Raw genomic sequence first — 16,176 nt, 5'->3', positions numbered from 1 at the left:
GGAGGACGAGGAAATGGCTTTTGAGGATATCCCTTTTTTGCAGTACCTCGGCAATGCCGTTGATATTCTCCTTGTTTGGTATGTGATATATAAATTGATTATGGTGATACGCGGCACGAAAGCGGTTCAGCTGTTAAAAGGAATTGTAGTCATCGTGCTTGTTCGTATGGCCAGCCAATATTTGGGCCTCAGCACACTTCAATGGCTGATGGACCAAGCGATAACATGGGGATTTTTAGCAATTATTATTATTTTTCAGCCTGAGCTGAGAAGAGCGCTTGAACAGCTAGGCCGCGGCCGCTTTTTTTCGAGGAGCGGCACCCCTGTTGAAGAAGCGCAGCAGAAAACGATTGAGGCCATTACAAAAGCGATCAATTATATGGCGAAACGCCGTATAGGCGCCCTGCTGACCATTGAGCGGGATACTGGAATGGGGGATTATATTGAGACCGGCATACCACTAAATGCCAAAGTCAGCTCTGAGCTGCTGATCAATATTTTTATTCCAAACACCCCGCTTCATGATGGTGCGGTAATTATGAAAAATAATGAAATTGCCGCGGCCGCCTGTTATCTGCCGCTTTCTGAGAGCCCGTTTATTTCTAAAGAACTGGGCACGCGACACAGAGCGGCAGTCGGTATCAGTGAAGTAACAGACAGTTTGACGATTATTGTGTCTGAAGAGACCGGCGGCGTCAGTGTGGCAAAGAACGGCGACCTTCACAGAGAGCTTACAGAAGAAGCGCTGAAAGAAATGCTTGAAGCCGAGTTTAAGAAAAACACCAGAGACACTTCTTCTAACCGCTGGTATTGGAGGGGCAAGAAAAATGGATAAATTCTTAAACTACCGCTGGGCTGTGAAAATCATTGCTCTGCTTTTCGCGCTCTTGCTTTATGTGGCGGTTAACAGCAACCAAGCACCGACTCCGAAAAAACCGGGTGAATCTTTCTTTCCGACATCAACAACTGATGAAGCAACTCTGACTGATATTCCGGTTAAAGCGTATTATGATGATGAAAATTACGTCGTAACGGGTGTTCCGCAAACGGTTAATGTCACGATAAAAGGCTCGACAAGCGCCGTGAAAAAGGCTCGGCAGACCAAAAACTTTGAAATATATGCTGATATGGAACATTTGAAAACCGGCACACATAAGGTTGAGCTTAAGGCCAAAAACGTGTCGGATGGGATGACAATCTCAATTAATCCGTCTGTTACGACAGTGACCATTCAGGAACGGACGACCAAAAGTTTTCCCGTAGAAGTGGAGTACTACAACAAAAGCAAGATGAAAAAAGGCTATTCTCCGGAGCAGCCGATTGTCAGTCCGAAAAATGTGCAGATTACCGGATCGAAAAATGTCATCGATAATATTTCTCTTGTAAAAGCTTCAGTGAATTTGGAAAACGCAGATGAAACGATTGAAAAGGAAGCGAAAGTGACTGTCTATGATAAAGACGGAAACGCGCTTCCTGTCGACGTGGAGCCCTCGGTCATCAAGATTACCGTTCCGGTGACAAGTCCGAGTAAAAAAGTGCCCTTTAAAATTGAACGGACAGGAAGCCTTCCTGACGGTGTCAGCATAGCGAATATTGAATCCAGCCCCAGTGAAGTAACGGTTTACGGCTCACAGGATGTGTTGGATTCTCTTGAATTTATTGACGGCGTCAGCCTAGATTTAAGTAAAATTAACAAGGATTCCGATATCGAGGCAGATATTCTGCTTCCTGACGGTGTCAAAAAAATCTCACCGTCAAAGGTGACTTTGCATATAGAAGTCGATAGTGAAGCGGATCAGAAGTTCGAGAATGTCCCTATCAAGACTGTAGGGCTGAGCAGCTCACAAAACATTGAATATCTTGATCCTGAATCACAAGCGATAGACGTAACGGCTAAAGGCTCTCCCGCGAATATAAAAAAACTGAAAAAATCAGATATTGAATTGTATGTGAATGTTTCAGATTTAGAGGACGGGGAGCATAGCGTGAAGCTTGAAGTGAACGGGCCACAGAATGTAACCTGGTCCTTGGGGCGGAAAAACGCCAAAATCAAGCTGACGTCTAAGAAAAGCAATACATCAACGAATGATAACAGCAGCAATACATCAGGGAACCAGGATGACACAGATAAACAAACAAATGATCAAAAGAACAATCAGCAAGAAGATACAAAGAACACTGATAAAAACAACAACGATCAAAACCAAGACGAAAATAAAGATCAAAACCAAGATCAGGATGAGGATGAATCCACTGCGAATTCACAATCCTCATCGGAATAAAAAAGGAGCGATTATAAAATGGGCAAGTATTTTGGAACAGACGGTGTAAGAGGTGTCGCCAATAGTGAGCTTACACCTGAGCTGGCCTTTAAAGTCGGACGTTTCGGCGGTTATGTGCTGACAAAAGACAAACAACGTCCAAAAGTGCTGATAGGCCGCGATACACGCATCTCCGGCCATATGCTGGAGGGAGCCCTTGTCGCCGGACTTTTATCCATTGGCGCAGAAGTCATGCGCCTGGGTGTCATTTCTACACCAGGTGTATCTTATTTGACAAAAGCGATGGACGCAGAGGCGGGCGTCATGATTTCCGCTTCTCATAACCCAGTGCAGGATAACGGCATCAAATTCTTTGGGGGAGATGGATTTAAGCTTTCTGATGAACAAGAGGCTGAAATTGAGCGCCTGATGGACGAACCTGAAGATAAGCTGCCAAGACCTGTCGGAGCAGACCTTGGACTTGTAAACGATTATTTTGAAGGCGGACAAAAATATCTGCAATTCTTAAAACAGACAGCTGATGAAGATTTCACAGGCATTCATGTGGCATTGGACTGTGCCCATGGCGCAACATCATCCTTGGCGACACACCTGTTTGCTGATTTAGATGCAGATGTTTCTACAATGGGGACTTCCCCGAACGGATTAAACATTAATGACGGCGTTGGTTCGACTCATCCCGAAGCGCTCAGCGCGTTTGTCAAAGAGAAAAACGCGGATCTCGGTCTTGCGTTCGACGGTGACGGCGACCGCCTGATTGCTGTCGATGAAAAAGGAAATATTGTAGACGGCGACCAAATCATGTACATATGCTCAAAACATCTGAAATCAGAGGGCCGTTTAAAGGATGATACTTTGGTTTCAACCGTGATGAGCAACCTCGGCTTCTATAAGGCGCTCGAAAAAGAAGGCATCAAAAGCGTACAGACAGCTGTCGGCGACCGCTACGTAGTAGAAGCAATGAAAAAAGACGGCTACAACGTCGGCGGAGAGCAGTCAGGACATCTTATTTTCCTTGATTACAACACGACAGGGGACGGTTTATTGTCTGCTATTATGCTGATGAACACTTTGAAAGCAACAGGCAAGCCGCTGTCAGAGCTTGCAGCTGAAATGCAGAAGTTCCCGCAGCTGTTAGTCAATGTGAGAGTGACTGATAAATATAAAGTTGAAGAAAATGAAAAAGTAAAAGCAGTTATTTCTGAAGTTGAAAAAGAAATGAACGGCGACGGCCGGATTTTGGTGCGCCCTTCAGGAACTGAACCGCTCGTCCGTGTCATGGCTGAAGCGAAGACGAAAGAGCTGTGCGATGAGTATGTCAATCGCATTGTTGAAGTCGTCCGGTCAGAAATGGGATTAGAGTAACGAAGTCTATTATCAGAGAGTGAACAAGACAAGCGAGGATTACATAAGATAATTGTGAGACATACGGCAAAGTTGTTTAAAAAACAATTGACCGTTTATGCCACATGTTGTAAAATCAAGCTTGTCTTGTTCTTATTTTCTCAATAGGAAAAGAAGACGGGATTATTGCTTTACCTATAATTATAGCGCCCGAACTAAGCGCCCGGAAAAAGGCTTAGTTGACGAGGATGGAGGTTATCGAATTTTCGGCGGATGCCTCCCGGCTGAGTGTGCAGATCACAGCCGTAAGGATTTCTTCAAACCAAGGGGGTGACTCCTTGAACAAAGAGAAATCACATGATCTTCCAAAAACATGTAGGAGGGGACGATTGAAAGTCCCCTTGAAATTTGACTTTCTTCGTCTCCTTTTACAATCTTAGGAGGAAGAAAAATATGTGTGGAATCGTAGGTTATATCGGTCAGCTTGATGCGAAGGAAATTTTATTAAAAGGGTTAGAGAAGCTTGAGTATCGCGGTTATGACTCTGCTGGTATTGCTGTTGCCAACGAACAGGGAATCCATGTGTTCAAAGAAAAAGGACGCATTGCAGATCTTCGTGAAGTTGTGGATGCCAATGTAGAGGCGAAAGCCGGAATTGGGCATACTCGCTGGGCTACACACGGCGAACCAAGCTATCTGAACGCTCACCCGCATCAAAGCGCACTGGGCCGCTTTACACTTGTTCATAACGGCGTGATCGAGAACTATGTTCAGCTGAAGCAAGAGTATTTGCAAGATGTAGAGCTTAAAAGTGACACCGATACAGAAGTAGTCGTTCAAGTAATCGAGCAATTCGTCAATGGAGGACTTGAGACAGAAGAAGCGTTCCGTAAAACACTTACACTGTTAAAAGGCTCTTATGCAATTGCTTTATTCGATAACGACAACAGAGAAACGATTTTTGTAGCGAAAAACAAAAGCCCTCTATTAGTAGGTCTTGGAGATACATTCAACGTCGTAGCATCTGATGCAATGGCGATGCTTCAAGTAACCAACGAATATGTTGAGCTGATGGATAAAGAAATGGTTATCGTCACTGATGACCAAGTTGTCATCAAAAACCTTGATGGTGACGTGATTACACGTGCGTCTTATATTGCTGAGCTTGATGCCAGTGATATCGAAAAAGGCACGTACCCTCACTACATGTTGAAAGAAACGGATGAGCAGCCTGTTGTTATGCGCAAAATCATCCAAACGTATCAAGATGAAAACGGCAAGCTGTCTGTGCCTGGTGATATCGCTGCCGCTGTAGCGGAAGCGGACCGCATCTATATCATTGGCTGCGGAACAAGCTACCATGCAGGACTTGTCGGTAAACAATATATTGAAATGTGGGCAAACGTGCCGGTTGAAGTGCATGTAGCGAGTGAATTCTCCTACAACATGCCGCTTCTGTCTAAGAAACCGCTCTTCATTTTCCTTTCTCAAAGCGGAGAAACAGCAGACAGCCGCGCGGTTCTCGTTCAAGTCAAAGCGCTCGGACACAAAGCCCTGACAATCACAAACGTACCTGGATCAACGCTTTCTCGTGAAGCTGACTATACATTGCTGCTTCATGCAGGCCCTGAGATCGCTGTTGCGTCAACAAAAGCATACACTGCACAAATTGCAGTTCTTGCGGTTCTTGCTTCTGTGGCTGCTGACAAAAACGGCATCGATATCGGATTTGACCTCGTCAAAGAACTCGCTATCGCTGCAAACGCAATGGAAGCTCTATGCGACCAGAAAGACGAAATGGAAATGATCGCCCGTGAATACCTGACTGTATCCAGAAACGCTTTCTTCATCGGACGTGGCCTTGACTACTTCGTATGTGTCGAAGGCGCACTGAAGCTGAAAGAGATTTCTTACATCCAGGCAGAAGGTTTTGCCGGCGGTGAGCTAAAGCACGGAACGATTGCCTTGATCGAACAAGGAACACCAGTATTCGCACTGGCAACTCAAGAGCACGTAAACCTAAGCATCCGCGGAAACGTCAAAGAAGTTGCCGCTCGCGGAGCAAACACATGCATCATCTCACTGAAAGGCCTAGACGATGCGGATGACAGATTCGTACTGCCGGAAGTAAACCCAGCGCTTGCTCCGTTGGTATCTGTTGTTCCATTGCAGCTGATCGCTTACTATGCTGCACTGCATCGCGGCTGTGATGTGGATAAACCTCGTAACCTTGCGAAGAGTGTTACTGTGGAGTAATAAATGTTTAACCCCTTTGGATAAGATTATCTAAAGGGGTGTTTTTATGTCCAAAAGAGAAAGAACGTCTACAGTGGAAAAATGGATTAAAGAAGTTGATGGTACAGGACCCGACTATCGATCGGCCATGGCTATAGATTTAAGATGTTTCCTCATTAGGTCGGTCAACGAGGTTAAAAGGCATTAAGATTTTTGCCTAACTGAGTTTTCTGATGTTAATACAGAGAGCAATTCCTCATTATGATACGCTTTTGATAGCAGTTGGAATAAAGCATGCTAGAAATCCGAAAACCGGAGAGCCTATTGGAATGATAACGTGTTTTTTTTAAATGTCAATTAATAAAGGCAAAGAATTCTAGAAGTCGCACTTACAATGTACTTGTGGGATTAGGTTTTAAAGCTCATTCTTTTTTTATTGAGTACATTCCGGTTTAAGTTGAAATGATTCAATAAAGGACACGCCATAAATAAAAGGTAGCGTATGACTCCCATGTTTTCCATGGAACCGATATTTCTAAGATTTCATCTTTCGTAGGCGTTCGATTCATATTACGTAATATTTTTATCGAACGAATTAGACCCACATCATCGATTGGAAAAGCTGTCGGGAACCTAAGGCAGCGCATTAGAACATAATTGGCTGTCCAAGGACCGATTCCTCGTATTTTAATTAAGTTTTTTTCAGCATCTTTAAAGTTCATTTTCATTAATTTTTCCCTCGATAATTCTCCACTTGCCATTAATCTGGCTATTCCAATGATATATTCACTTTTTTTCACCGTCATTTTAATATCTGCCAGGTCGGTAGGGGTTAACCGTGCAATTCACTCGTACGGTGGGAACACCCAATACTTTTTACCATTCCATTCAATAGAATCGCCAAATGCTTCTACAAATTGCTTCTTTAAGGAGTACGCGAAGGCTAAGTTAATTTGTTGCCCTAAAACTCCCCAACATAAAGCTTCAAATAAATCGGGAATGCCGATCACTCGCAACCCATAAAATTTTCGGGCAGGCATTTTAAGTAATGGATCTGCTTTTGCCATTTCATAAAATGGAGTTAAATCGTTATCAAGATCAAACCATTCATGAATATATTTTACAATCTCTTCCCGTTTCCACTGCTCAACAGGTCTAGAATCGTTTAGGAATTGAACAATCATTTGTTTATTATTGATTACGCTTACCTGCACTAAGGACCGAATTTCCCCAATGGCTATAACTTTTGTAATGATATTGTTCTCTATTTCATACATGCATTCATTTTTTTCCCTGGTTAGGTAGCCTAGGTTCGCATTCATGTCGAAAATTTCAGGTAATGTAATGACAATAACATCATTGACTTCATGCCATGCCACTTTTTCATTCTCCTTATCTTAAATAATTATAAGAAAACTCACGCTGGTTGAAATTAGTTTATCACATAATCATCTTTACTCATTTTGTTATCTTGCTATTACATTCTAACCACCTTATTTTTTTCTATTTATGAGGTTATAGTGTAGTTATCAAGAATGCTAAACGGGAGTAGATAAAAATGGCCCAAGATATAAAAAACGCGTGTCGAAAATTTAAATTGGGATTCAATTCAAACTGAATTAGATGAGCATTGTAAGGAGAGGTGAGATAAATGCCGGATAGTATCAATAACGGACATAAAGAGAGCCATGAGCATAGAATTTCGAATGATGCAGAAATGATAACAGATGAAAAGTGGCAAGCCATTATAAATAATGATGCAGCGTACAATAATCAATTTTTCTACGCTGTAAAATCGACAGGGATATTCTGTAAACCATCCTGTAAATCTCGCGTTCCGAAAAAAGAAAATGTATGTATTTTTCCAAACGCAGAACAAGCTCTCCGCGCAAATTTTCGCCCTTGTAAACGTTGCAAGCCTACTAATGAAAAAATGCCTGATAGCGAGTGGGTTGATCTAATTACTGAATACATTGATAAAAATTTCACAGAAAAATTAACGCTAGAATCGTTAGCAGATATTTGTCATGGGAGTCCGTATCATATGCATCGAACATTTAAAAAGATTAAAGGCATTACCCTGGTTGAGTATATACAACAAGTTAGAGTACACGCGGCTAAAAAGTATTTGATTCAGACAAATAAATCGATTGGAGATATCGCTATATGTGTGGGTATAGCTAACGCGCCTTATTTTATTACTTTATTTAAAAAGAAAACTGGACAGACACCAGCACAATTTCGTCAAATGAGTAAAATGGAGGAAACGTACAATGGAAACAAATAAACCAACCCTTTATTGGTCTTTACTAATGTTCAAGGATTGGAATTTTTATATTGCTTCAACTTTAAAGGGGCTTGTGTTTGTAGGTTCACAGAACAAACCAATCGAGGAATTGTTCGAATGGGCTAAGAAACGCTTTCCAGGAAGTCTTCTTGTTGAAGATGATGATAAGCTTGAACCCTATGCTGTTGAAATCACTCAATATCTAGAAGGAAAGCGGAAAAACTTTACTGTTCCAGTTGAGTACGCCGGTACGCAATTTCAGCTAGCCGTCTGGAATGCACTTTGTGAAATTCCTTATGGACAGACGAAATCCTATTCCGACATTGCAAATGATATAAATAAACCAGCAGCTGTTCGTGCTGTAGGTGCGGCTATTGGGGCTAATCCGGTATTAATTACTGTACCGTGCCATCGTGTAATAGGAAAGAATGGCTCATTAACTGGCTATCGGGGCGGATTTGAAATGAAGACACTGCTCCTCGATCTGGAAAAGCGAGCTTCATCTGAAATGGATGTTCCTCATTGAAAGTGAATCATCTATAATGGGTTGGATTCTTTTAGAGGAAAATAAAGACCAGTTTACTGATAAACTTGACAACTTTTAAAATTTAGCATATCTTATACGTAACTTAATAATCGATGCCGATGTTTATTTTTCCTTTTAAAATATGTAGGCCTTTAGCATTCTTTTCATATTTCATTTTAAATATTGATAGGATGAAAAAGCATCCTAACTAAAAAGGAAGAGAAACATAAGTCGATTTATTTGATAATCAGGACTATATTAAAGGAAATTAAACATAGCATAAAGTAAAGACCAATAATAAGGTAGCTCTTCAAAAAACTTCGCTGAAGTTAGTTGAAGTGAAGCCGACAATTTTCAGGATTCAATGATCTAACATAATCATTGAAATTTTGAAGTTGTCGGCTTTTTTGTTGGAAAAAAATAGAGATAAATAAAAATTGAAATAAATAATAGACAAATATGATCTGATTGAAAGGTCTTTTGACCAATAATGAGTTTTAAAAAAGGGAGAATTTAGAATGTTAGTTTCGCTGAGTTTGTCATCATTATTAACATTATTTTTTATTATGCTTATGGCTTCTGGGATTAGTGGACTATTGTTTTTACATCCGCGAGTACCCTTGAGTTTTGTTCGCATTCATATTGGGATCTTGGCTTTACCACTTTTGGTTTCCTTACTGATTCTTGCCAATAGTGGTGTGAGTGGAAATGTTGGCCCTTGGCACTTAGATTCCTTAGCTTGTTTAATGACTTTCTTTGTTCTTGCAATTGGATTCATCATTCAGCGTTTTTCTGTACGTTACTTAATGGGGGATCGATCTTATCGAAAATATTTTACGCTTTTTACTTTCACAACAGGAGCTGCTTCAATGACATGGTTAAGTGGTGATCTCCGCTTGATGGTTCTATTTTGGGGAGCGACTCTTGTTGGATTAACCTTACTTATTAGGTTAAACAGTGCTTGGCAAGTGGCTAGTGAAGCAGCCAAAATTTCTGGACGGTTATTTTTGTTAAGTTGGTTTTCTTTGTTTTTTGCGATGACGTGGCTTTTTCATGCCACAGGTCAATGGCAGTTATCATTGGTTGTAACAAATGAAAGTTTAGCTGGGCTGGGAGAATGGGGGAGAACAGGGATTCAGCTATTGATTGTATTAGCAGTGATTATTCCTGCAGCTCAATGGCCGTTCCAAAGATGGTTGGTTGAGTCTATTGTTGCTCCAACCCCTGTTTCTGCAATTATGCATGCAGGTTTAGTAAATGCGGGAGGAATAATACTAACTCGATTTTCACCTCTATTTCATGGTGGTATCGCTTCGATTATCTTACTTCTGCTTGCTAGCATTTCTGTATTGATTGGAACTGGAATTAGTTTAGTCCAGGTTGATTATAAACGTCAGTTAGTAGGCTCCACGATTGGACAAATGGGGTTTATGCTCATTCAGTGTGCATTAGGCGCCTATATAGCAGCCATTATTCATCTTATTTTACATGGTTTATTCAAAGCTACGTTGTTTCTACAAGCTGGTTCAGCAGTAGGGCGTCATGAAGTATTGGCTCGCACTAATGAAAGAACATCCTATTTATGGGTCATGGCTGGTCGGATTTTATCCTTAGTAATAGGCGTTGCTTTTTGGCTCGCTGCTCCTGGAGAGGTATATCAATTCATTAGTGCGCTGATCTTAGGGTGGTCATTGTCCGTTTCTTGGAATCAGCTTGTCGCTTTTGGAGAGGGTCGAATTGGCCGAATTGCCGGCTTAACTGTTTTAGGAGGAGCAGCCCTCGTATATTTTATCATTCATAACCTTTTCTATAAGTGGCTGCATACAACCATTTTTCAAAGTGTTCAACCTCCAATGTCAGCTGTCATGATTGTCGTATGTCTCTTATTATTTGGCAGTGCTTTAGGTACATGGGTTGCTCGTTATCGTTCTTCCGTTTTTTTCGCGGTGCTCTATCTTTGGTTAGTTCGATTAGGTGAAGCAAAACCAAAGTCAGTAGAGAGTCACCCAGACTACCTTAAACAATATATTTCATAAGGAGCTAATCTGAGATGGGCATTACATCCGTATTAACGAAAGATAATGTAAAAAAGATAGATACAGATATTGATGTTCAAGAAAGGGATCTTAACGTTTTCATTACATCTGCCAGCCGAGTGATTGCGCCACTTTGGCCTATTTCTACATTTGCTGCACGTAATCCGTGGATGGGACTTGAAAACCAACCTTTTGATCAGGTTGCAAGTTGGTTGAAAAACACTCGCGATGTTGATATATACCCTAGTGCGTCTATGATCCGTTCAGCAAAGAATAAAGGTGAGATTGATGAAGATTTTGTGGAAATGGGGCTGCAGCGTTGGCTTGATTCACATTCTTATCACATCCCACGGGACGTGGCAGAGCGATTTTGTCATGCTGCATTAAAGTTAGATCCCCTGCCTTCCGACCTTTTATCATCACATGAGCTGGAGAAATTAGTAGGTGAATGTAGTGGATTGGATCATATCGAGAATGTGTTTATGCAGCCACTAAGTTCGTATATAGAGAATCAAGATGGTGAAAGGCTAGTCAATATACTAGATCATCATGTCATTAAGTGGAGTAAATTATATCTTGATGACTCTCAAGCAGGCTGGACAATGCCTAATCGTGAGGAAGGTTTCTATCGTGCTTGGCAGCATCTCATTCAATATGATCCAGCACTTAGCAAAAAGCAGCGAGAAAGGGTAAAGGATTGGCCGAAAGAGGCACATTTGGCTTTACAGGAAGCCTTATTCGCACTAGAAATCCCAGAGTCAGAAATCCAGACTTATCTTGAAGGTCATTTACTTTCATTACCTGGATGGGCAGGGATGATGCTTTGGCGCTCCCAGCAATCGAGCCACGAACATGCACTCCTAACAGAATATTTAGCGGTTCGAATATCCATGGAGTGGGCTCTTATAAAGCCATACTTACCTTTGACTAATGAACGATCTAAGAAAAAAATTTCAATTGCTCCCCTTATAGCAGCTTGGATTCATTGGGGTGGGCTTACATTAGAAGAATGGTCACAGATGACGGCCATTGAACAAAACGAATATTTATCATTTGCCTACAGCTTTGATGAGAAACTTCGCAAGAAACTTTGGTTAGAAGCTTGGGAGCAAACGTACACTGATCGATTAAGCCAGAAGATCATCTCGAAACAACGTGAAACCGGCGGTAAAAAATCTGCATTAGCTCAAATAGCATTCTGCATCGATGTACGATCAGAACCTTTTCGTCGTCAACTAGAAAAAGAAGGCCCGTTTGAAACGATTGGTATTGCTGGTTTCTTCGGGGTGCCGATTGCAACTTGTGAACTTGGCAGTAAACACAGTCATGCTTCCTTACCGATCATACAAAAACCGCAAAATAAAATAAAAGAGTTCGCAGATGAGGATGTATTCAAAAAATACAATCAACGGAAGCAAGCAATTCATTCTTTAAGCCATACCTTTAAAACGATGAAGCAGAATGCGCTTTCGAGCTTACTACTGCCTGAGCTAAGTGGACCTTGGCTTACTCTGCAAATGGCAGCCCGTAGCTTTGTGCCAAGAAAGGCGGGGCGTTTCATTCGTAATCTCCGTGAGGCTTGGTTGCGCAAACCTGATACAAAACTCTCGCTTCATCATGATGCTACAGAGGCGGAAATACCTGTGGGTTTTACTGATGAAGAAAAAGTGAACTATGCTCGCCAAGCATTAAAAATGATGGGGTTAACAGAGAATATCGCACCATTGGTTGTGATATGCGGGCACGGCAGTCAAAGTACCAATAATCCTTATTCCGCAGCACTTGACTGTGGCGCCTGCGGTGGAGCGGCCGGTGGATTCAATGCAAGAGTTTTAGCTGCTTTATGTAATCTATCAGAGGTACGAGAAGCTCTTTTAACTGAAGGAATTAAAATCCCTGAGGATACGGTTTTTGCGGCAGCTGAACATAATACAACGGTGGATGAATTACATTGGCTTTATGTACCAGAGCTTTCCGAAGCTGCACAAGAAGCATTTGAACAAATTGAAGCCGTGATGCCGAAAGTGAGACATCATGTAAACGCAGAACGTCTAGCCCAATTACCGAATTTCCAATCGAAGCTAAAAAATCCGAAGGCTGAGGCAAACCGATTTGCGGAAGATTGGAGTGAGATACGTCCGGAATGGGGACTGGCTCGTAATGCCGCTTTTATTATCGGTAAACGTGAACTAACTCAGGATTGTGATTTGGAAGGCAGAGCCTTTCTCCATAATTATGATTGGAAGCAGGATGAAAGCGGTGAACTCCTAGCAAATATTATTGCAGGACCTGGAACTGTAGCCCAATGGATTAATTTACAATATTACGCATCAACGGTAGCACCTCATTATTATGGCAGCGGAAATAAAGCAACTCAAACCGTTACTTCAGGTCTCGGCGTTATGCAGGGGAATGCAAGCGACTTGTTAGCCGGACTGCCTTGGCAATCCGTCATGGAATCAGATCACGAGGCCTATCATTCTCCTCTTCGTTTATTGATACTCATCCAAGCACCTAGAGAATATGTAGAACGGTTATTAAATCATGACTCAGCATTTCTGCAAAAAGTTCAAAATGGATGGGTCCGACTGGCTAATATTGATCCAGAAGGATGTTGGGAAAGCTGGTAATGATGAATGTAAGCATTTATCAAATGGATTTGTTATTCAAAATAAAAATGATAAACATAGGGAAGAGGTGTGCTGTATGAATGTAATCCAAAATAAAAAAGTATTGTTTTTGACGGATATTGAAAACGGTTTGGAGCCTATTTTACAAGAAGCAACTAACACTTCTGCAGAGAATATGTTGACTATACAAAGCTATGGTGCCAGTATTTCACATCCTTATGGAGAAATCATGAGGTCTGTTATTTTTGCGATTTACCAGGAAGATGTTGAGGAGATTTTTGTAGTAGGAACAAAAGACAAGAAGACTTCCGCAGGTAATGGACTAACTCAACTTGAAACAATGAAAGATAAAATACAAACATTGGATTATCTCTTTCAAAATTGCAAGCCTGAATTTTTAGGTGGTACGGTCGATGAATGGCTAAATGAAAATAGCAGTGACACCATTGAAAAAAGTGTTGATATGATTCGACATCATCCCCTAGTGCCGTCATATGTTAAAGTTAGAGGTTTATTCGTTCATCATAAGGATGGAAAACCCTCAATCGTGGAGGTTCCTGATGTTAAAACAGGTCAAGCCTTACCTGATCATTGCTTGTCATGATGAAATACAGGTCCAACTTCTAAACGCACCTATATATGGAGAAAGCAGTTCTAAGGAGATTGTATGAGCGCTAATTTAACTGATTTTGTCACGAAAACAATAGAGGAAATGAACTCGTTTGATCGTGAAAATATGGAATGTATGAAAAAACTAATTAGAAAAGCAATTGATTTTTATCATCTAAAGTCTTATGAAGAAGTTGAGGAAACCCATTCAGGAAATGTTCGATTTTTGCATGTCCACTCTATGATGGAAGAAAATATGTTATCCAAAATGATAGTGGTCACAAGAAACGGTAAAACTGATTTGGATATTGAAGGTGTATATGAAGGATATGTTGTAAGAGAATATTAATGAGACGAAATCACAAATAGAATATGCCAATTTTTTTGCTCAGGAGATGTATTAGATATGAAAAAGTCGAAGGGTTCTATTGAATCAGAGATCAGTAAGTCCATTACTCAATGGGAGAAGGATTATCTTGGGCGGGGGTCTGTATCTGTTAAGACTGATATACTGCGGGACATGATCATCGTCAATTTAAAAGGGATTTTAACACCGGCCGAATATGTAGTTTGTGGATCAAAAGAGGGTATGTTATCTATCAAACAAACTCGTTCGGAGTTAGTCGAATCAGGTATAGAAGGCCTTAAGGATATTATCTTAAAAATAACCGGAGAAAAAGTGAAAAGTTTTCATACTGATTTAAGCTCCCGGACAGGTGAACGAGTGATGGTATTTAAATTATGTAATGATCTAGAGAAAAATTTGGAAAAGATCTTATAATCTAAAGAAAATAAATGTTTTGACGGTATGGAATTTGTTATGAATTGAACATAATGAACTGCCGATTCTTTTGTTTTACACTTATGGCATCATTGATAACTTTTATTCATATACGCAAATCAAACATTTGTATATTGATGCAGTAACGAAAAAAGTGTTCAATGAAAGCCTGCATGATGAGGTATTGTTTACTGCGATTGAGCGGAAAATTTTCTTTTATTTATATGAAAATAGAGACAGTATCCTGACAAAGGAACATTTCTTTGAATATCTATGGCAGCTCGAAGATAGAAACCCGAATATTGTCAATGTGCATATTAAAAAAATCAGAGCTAAAATCAATGATCAAGCGGGTGAGATGATTGAAAATATATATGGAGAAGGGTATCGGCTGAATACCGTTGTGAAGAAATGAAGCTCAAGACAAAATATCAGTTGTTATTGTTTACGGCAGTCATTAGTGTTCCGATGCTATTGCTGGCGGTCAGTGTTTTGATGTCGGTGATTTATGACAGCATGTTTAAACCGATGAATCATGGTACGCCCTTTCACAGGTCGTTTGCGTACCCGGCAATGATTGTTGTATTTTTGATATCGCTCTTATTGTTAGCTTTTTTATTTTCAAAGTCGATTCATTCTCTGTTGCATAAAATCAATCTATTAAATCAAACCATTCGGCATTTGGCGAGTGATCAAAGGGTGCCCGATAAAATTGAAGTGAAGCGTGCTGATGAAATCGGGGAACTGATCAAGTCGGTCAATTTGTTAATTGAACGGACGACATATCGTGAACTGGAGCTGAGACAGCAAGAGGAAATCAAAAAGGAGCTTTTGCAAAAACTGCGGCATGACATTAATACACCTTTAACGGCTCTCAGGTTGCATTTATTTTATTTGGAAGACCAATGTCATGGTCAGGCTGTATTCGAATCATTGTATCAGCAAATCGAATATATCTCGGAATTAACCAATGAATTCAATCTATATTCCGCTGAGACGCTGGAAAGCTCTTATATTGTAAATGAAGAAGTGCGTCTAAACGAGCTATTAGAAACAGCGGTGAAAAAGTGGGATTATTTATACAGTATGAGTGGGATTGAGCTGCACTATAAGCCGGCAGATCAAGATGTGATATGGATGAGCAACGCGTTATGGATGGAAAGGCTGTTTGATAATATTTTTCAAAATACGTTAAGGCATTCAAAAGCTAAAAAGATGGAAGTCACGATTGAACATGGCGATGTTTTTATTCGTGATGACGGTATTGGATTTGATCGGAATGAGAGCAGTGAGGGACTTGGGTTAAAGATTATTGAGGATACATGCAGGCTGCTTGCGATTACTTATGAGCTGCATACAAATGATAACGGAACGGGGTTCTTGTTTTCAAAAGAGTGACCCCGCTGATGTTTTTCTTTCTCCTATAAAATTTATATAATAGGGAGA

13 protein-coding genes and 2 pseudogenes are annotated in these 16,176 nt (G+C 40.7%); 14 read left to right on the top strand and 1 reads right to left on the bottom strand.

What is annotated here, in order from left to right; genetic code table 11:
- Positions 1-13: 13 nt before the first annotated feature.
- The 5 genes from cdaA (at position 14) to PUN35_RS13725 (ending at position 6,069) form a co-directional block, all read left to right on the top strand.
- The gene (cdaA, locus tag PUN35_RS13745; protein WP_003223651.1) at positions 14-835 is read left to right on the top strand and encodes a diadenylate cyclase CdaA; all 822 of its coding nucleotides are present in this window, start codon (positions 14-16) and stop codon (positions 833-835) included.
- Entirely contained in the window at positions 828-2,282 is a 1,455-nt protein-coding gene (gene cdaR / locus PUN35_RS13740) for a CdaA regulatory protein CdaR (protein WP_014478650.1), read from the top strand. Before cdaA ends, cdaR begins: the two co-directional genes overlap by 8 nt.
- A gap of 18 nt (positions 2,283-2,300) precedes the next feature.
- Entirely contained in the window at positions 2,301-3,647 is a 1,347-nt protein-coding gene (glmM, locus tag PUN35_RS13735; RefSeq protein ID WP_014478651.1) for a phosphoglucosamine mutase, read from the top strand.
- A 432-nt stretch (positions 3,648-4,079) separates the two neighbouring features.
- The gene (gene glmS, locus PUN35_RS13730; RefSeq protein WP_014478652.1) at positions 4,080-5,882 is read left to right on the top strand and encodes a glutamine--fructose-6-phosphate transaminase (isomerizing); all 1,803 of its coding nucleotides are present in this window, start codon (positions 4,080-4,082) and stop codon (positions 5,880-5,882) included.
- A 46-nt stretch (positions 5,883-5,928) separates the two neighbouring features.
- Complete coding sequence (locus PUN35_RS13725; RefSeq protein WP_121517040.1) at positions 5,929-6,069, top strand: hypothetical protein; 141 nt, start codon at positions 5,929-5,931, stop codon at positions 6,067-6,069.
- Between the two features lie 259 nt (positions 6,070-6,328).
- On the opposite strand, the pseudogene alkA reads toward PUN35_RS13725, so the two are convergent.
- Positions 6,329-7,240: pseudogene (gene alkA / locus PUN35_RS13720) on the bottom strand (DNA-3-methyladenine glycosidase II).
- 272 nt (positions 7,241-7,512) lie between these two features.
- On the opposite strand from alkA, the gene adaA reads away from it, so the two are divergent.
- The 9 genes and pseudogenes from adaA to ybdK all read left to right on the top strand — a co-directional run bounded on the left by adaA (position 7,513) and on the right by ybdK (position 16,128).
- On the top strand, positions 7,513-8,148 hold the full coding sequence (gene adaA, locus PUN35_RS13715) for a bifunctional transcriptional activator/DNA repair enzyme AdaA (RefSeq protein ID WP_014478655.1): 636 nt from the start codon (positions 7,513-7,515) through the stop codon (positions 8,146-8,148).
- The gene (gene adaB, locus PUN35_RS13710; RefSeq protein WP_014478656.1) at positions 8,135-8,674 is read left to right on the top strand and encodes a methylated-DNA--[protein]-cysteine S-methyltransferase; all 540 of its coding nucleotides are present in this window, start codon (positions 8,135-8,137) and stop codon (positions 8,672-8,674) included. The genes adaA and adaB overlap by 14 nt, the downstream gene beginning before the upstream one ends.
- A gap of 518 nt (positions 8,675-9,192) precedes the next feature.
- Complete coding sequence (locus tag PUN35_RS13705; RefSeq protein WP_014478657.1) at positions 9,193-10,710, top strand: NADH dehydrogenase subunit 5; 1,518 nt, start codon at positions 9,193-9,195, stop codon at positions 10,708-10,710.
- A gap of 14 nt (positions 10,711-10,724) precedes the next feature.
- Positions 10,725-13,340, top strand: a complete 2,616-nt coding sequence (locus PUN35_RS13700) for a DUF2309 domain-containing protein (RefSeq protein WP_014478658.1) — start codon at positions 10,725-10,727, stop codon at positions 13,338-13,340.
- A 76-nt stretch (positions 13,341-13,416) separates the two neighbouring features.
- The gene (locus PUN35_RS13695; protein WP_014478659.1) at positions 13,417-13,944 is read left to right on the top strand and encodes a carbonic anhydrase; all 528 of its coding nucleotides are present in this window, start codon (positions 13,417-13,419) and stop codon (positions 13,942-13,944) included.
- 63 nt (positions 13,945-14,007) lie between these two features.
- Positions 14,008-14,298 carry a DUF6407 family protein gene (locus tag PUN35_RS13690; protein WP_014475635.1) on the top strand — a complete coding sequence of 97 codons (291 nt, stop codon included), beginning with the start codon at positions 14,008-14,010 and terminating at the stop codon, positions 14,296-14,298.
- A gap of 57 nt (positions 14,299-14,355) precedes the next feature.
- Positions 14,356-14,730 carry a Na-translocating system protein MpsC family protein gene (locus PUN35_RS13685; protein ID WP_003246482.1) on the top strand — a complete coding sequence of 125 codons (375 nt, stop codon included), beginning with the start codon at positions 14,356-14,358 and terminating at the stop codon, positions 14,728-14,730.
- Between the two features lie 106 nt (positions 14,731-14,836).
- Positions 14,837-15,145, top strand: a pseudogene (ybdJ, locus tag PUN35_RS13680) (two-component system response regulator YbdJ); the annotation flags it as partial.
- Positions 15,142-16,128 (top strand): two-component system sensor histidine kinase YbdK, encoded by a 987-nt coding sequence (ybdK, locus tag PUN35_RS13675; protein WP_014478661.1) that lies wholly within the window; start codon positions 15,142-15,144, stop codon positions 16,126-16,128. The pseudogene ybdJ and the gene ybdK, both read left to right, overlap by 4 nt.
- The last annotated feature ends 48 nt before the right edge of the window (positions 16,129-16,176 follow it).

Source organism: Bacillus sp. N3378-2at, from assembly GCF_033412715.1.
GTDB classification, from domain to species: domain Bacteria; phylum Bacillota; class Bacilli; order Bacillales; family Bacillaceae; genus Bacillus; species Bacillus subtilis.
This window is presented reverse-complemented; position numbering and strand designations above follow the sequence as displayed.